The sequence below is a fragment of the Streptomyces sporangiiformans genome (assembly GCF_005768555.2).
In the GTDB taxonomy this organism is placed as follows: Bacteria; Actinomycetota; Actinomycetes; order Streptomycetales; family Streptomycetaceae; genus Streptomyces; species Streptomyces sporangiiformans.
Genome location: NZ_VCHX02000195.1, coordinates 1 through 609, shown reverse-complemented (window position 1 = coordinate 609; position 609 = coordinate 1). Strand labels below are relative to the sequence as shown.

The window sequence follows — 609 nt, the reverse complement described above, 5'->3', positions numbered from 1 at the left end:
TGCGCCACGCCGCCCGCACCCCACGGAACACCGGACCATAGCCAAGACCGTCCGCGGCAAGCCGCTCGTACAGGTCCGCGACTTCCACCGGCTCCGCCCCGGCAGGCGGCCATGCGGCGAGGTCGAAGGCAGGCGCGGCTCCGTCAACCGCGAGCTCGCCGCTGGCGTGCCGGATCCACTGCCGGTCACCCTGGTCCTGCTCCAGCCGCGAGTAGATCCGCACCGACCGCGCACCCTGCTCATCCGGCGCACCCACCACGACCTGCAGCTGCACAGCCCCCTGCTCCGGCAGCACCAACGGCGCCTCAAGCGTCAGATCCTCAACCCGCCCACAACCAGCCTCATCACCCGCCCGCACCGCCAGCTCCACAAACGCCGTCCCCGGCAGCAGAACCGACCCGTCCACCACATGCTCACCCAGCCACGGATGCGTACGCAGCGACAACCGCCCCGTCAACAGGAACCCATCCACATCCGGCAACGACACCGCGGCACCCAGCAACGGATGCCCCGCACCCTCCAGACCCGCCGACACCACATCCGCATCACCAGCACCCGGCTCAAGCCAGTAGTGCTCACGCTGGAACGGGTATGTCGGCAGGTCCACGA

1 protein-coding gene is annotated in these 609 nt (G+C 69.8%); it reads right to left on the bottom strand.

Going from position 1 to position 609, the window contains the following annotated elements; all coding sequences use genetic code 11:
• A partial coding sequence (locus tag FGD71_RS34850) for a polyketide synthase dehydratase domain-containing protein (protein ID WP_140936016.1) occupies positions 1–609 on the bottom strand: 609 nt, incomplete at both ends.